Source organism: Microcystis sp. T1-4 (assembly GCF_000297435.1).
Classification (GTDB): Bacteria; Cyanobacteriota; Cyanobacteriia; order Cyanobacteriales; family Microcystaceae; genus Microcystis.
In genome coordinates, this window is record NZ_CAIP01000086.1 from 1 (window position 1) to 2,790 (window position 2,790).

The window sequence follows — 2,790 nt, forward strand, 5'->3', positions numbered from 1 at the left end:
TGGAAATGGACTTAGCGTAATAGAAGTTCCAATATTAAAAGGTGTTCGTTTTTTGTCTGCAATCAAGTCATTAGGTGATGCTGCTCCTACCAAGCAAAAAGTCAAATGTCTGTACTTAGGGTTATTAGCCCTCTTTTCATAGCAATTGCGAATAAAGGCAAAGTAGTCATCAGTAGGAAAAGGTAAACTTAAAACACTATCAATTTCATCAATAAAGATAACTATAGGTTGCTCCACATTACCGAGTAAAATATCTTGAATAAACTTATCAAATGTCCTTAGTGGTGACAAAGATTTATTATCTTCTCGAAATTGTTTTAAGTCTAGCTCTAATTTCAATTCTTTTTTTATAATATCCATTTGATCGTTATACCATGTTCTTTTTTCTGCATCTTGGATATCGATTTCAGTAAGAGCAATACGCATACTTTTGATGCCATCTTCTGATAATCTCTTGCAGATTCTAAACAACAAACTCGTTTTGCCTGTCTGTCTAGATTGCAAAATGTAACAAAGTTCATTCAATTTTAGTCGTTCATATAAGTCACCATCAACATTTCTTTCAATGTAAAAGAGATTGTTTTCAAGCACAGGCCCGCCAGTGGTTGGCATATTTATCAGTTCATTTGTCATCATTTTATTGCTCATTGTTAATTAGAATATCATAGAAATAGCTTTGGTATAGCTCACAGCTTGGCCAACATTTATTCTTGTCATATTTTACCAAACCTAGGCCGTATAATTGAAAAATTAAATTACTGTCAAGCTTTGTAGAAATACGATTAGGCTCACAATAATTGACGACTATTTTTTTATAGTCTTCTAACAAATTTTTATTTTTTTTTTGTCCAAGTTGTCTAAGATTGTTTTGTTTTTCCCTAAGATGACCTCCAAAAATACCTTCTTCAGTAGAAGCATTGTTTAGTACGCATTGAATGTTCTTGCCATTTTGGATACATTTTAAAGCTTTTGTAATAAGTTCAGGGTGTCCATTGACCAATTCTTGAAGCTGGTTAATTTCGTTGGAATAATTCTTGACGAGATATTCTAATTGAAGACGATTTGCTAGAGTTCTAACCTGTTCATTTGTAAAGCCTAATAATTCAAATGGTTTACCTATATTTCCAAATGGTGAACTATTTATATCGTAGATTATATAAGGCTCTGTAGAATGAACAATTATGACGGATAATTTTCTCAAACTTCTATCATTACTATCAACCCAGCTTCGTACAAGCTCACAAAATTTCTGAAACATATCTGGAAATTCAAACAGAACCTCAAAATTGCTTATTGTAACTATCAATTTACTATCAACTTTATCAAATATATTTGTTGACAAAATAGATGTGATATGATTAGTAACGTTTAATTTATTTCCATTATCCTGATCCCAAGATACTGCTGGGAACTTTAAACTGTCGGATAAACGCCCGCAAAACCACTGTAAAAAACCAGCGTAATGACGTTCTTTCAAAATGTCTTCATCAAGATTTATCTCGACTATGGAGTAATGTTTTGTTTCTTTTGCATATTCTATTACCTTGTTTAATAATAAAGTTTTCCCCATTCTTGGTGGTGCTTTAATCCGAATTAATCGCTCATATTCAATTGCTTCATAACAATCTTGCTCAATAGGAGGACGTTCTATATATATTTGATCACCATTTTGATTAATGGGTAAACTAATAGGATTTTCCCTTATTTCCTTACCAGGTGGTTCTATCTTCACAATTATACTCGTATTGTTGCCGTGACTTATAATATTACCGAGCCTATAAATATGACCATCTTTTGATGTATTCATAGAATAATTTTCAGTCGTAGAAGAATTATCGTTATTAGATATTGTTACTCCCTGTTCGGCCTTCGGTAAATCATTCATCTCTGCCTCAAATTCTCGAATTAACTTTTTCAAATCTTCCATTTCCTGTTTAATCCTTTCCTTGTCTCCAGGTGCAGCAGTAACTAACGCATTACGTTTATCGGCTAATTGGTTTTCTAAACGAGCGATATTGTCCTCGATATTTTTTTGATTTGCGTCTGACATAAGCATTTTGAGTGTAAGTCTTGAGATTTTGGGTGCAATTTCAATTATCAATAAAAATACCTATTGCGAGGTAGCTATTGTGCGTCAGCAAGTTATCATCTTTGACTTTTATTCAATTGTAATAGTGGTGTTACCCTCTTTTGTAATGACATCCCCAAATACGTTGACTTTCACATCACGGCCAGCTGTTGCTTTTAAGTTTAAGTCGGGAGAACCACCTTGAATAACAGATTCAGAGTTTAAAGTATCAATTAATGTCTTTGCTGCTCGCAAAATCTCGGTGTCTTTCTCAACACTAAACTCAGTGATTTTGGTTTTTAGTAGTCCCTCTGCTTTGTCAATATCTTCAGGTTTCGCATCAACTACTGCCTGAGCCAAGGCATCACCCTCAAATTTTTTCTTCAACAAATGTTTCAACCCATTATAGGCATCCTTAACCGCCGTACCAGCCGTATCCTTCGCTGCCGCAGTCGCACCTGCCGCCAATGCTGTCAAAATAAGAGCTATGGGTTCCATTGCATTAACACCTCGACTTAACAAACGCTATTTTGAGTTATGGGTTTCAGTATAGCAAAATTGGGCAGTTCAGCAATTCCCCCTTGAAATACAGTCCTTCTCCAGAGCAACTGATCTTTACACCAGTTGCTTTATTACTTTGGCACAGCCAATTCCCTATTCGATAAACTTTTTGATCGCTGTGGACGAATCTGGTTAGAAGCAGGTCAATTCAGCTAATATCT

Annotated in this window: 3 protein-coding genes; all 3 read right to left on the minus strand. The window is 34.6% G+C overall.

Features of this window, described 5'->3' with window-relative positions:
* Nucleotides 1-636: AAA-like domain-containing protein (locus tag MICAI_RS04635; protein WP_039899600.1), on the minus strand; the 636-nt coding region annotated here is incomplete at its 3' end.
* Nucleotide 637: 1 nt separating this feature from the next.
* Nucleotides 638-2,050 carry an AAA-like domain-containing protein gene (locus MICAI_RS04640; protein WP_008198479.1) on the minus strand — a complete coding sequence of 471 codons (1,413 nt, stop codon included), beginning with the start codon at nt 2,048-2,050 and terminating at the stop codon, nt 638-640.
* Between the two features lie 108 nt (nt 2,051-2,158).
* The gene (locus MICAI_RS04645; RefSeq protein ID WP_008198481.1) at nt 2,159-2,566 is read right to left on the minus strand and encodes a hypothetical protein; all 408 of its coding nucleotides are present in this window, start codon (nt 2,564-2,566) and stop codon (nt 2,159-2,161) included.
* Nucleotides 2,567-2,790 lie beyond the last annotated feature (224 nt).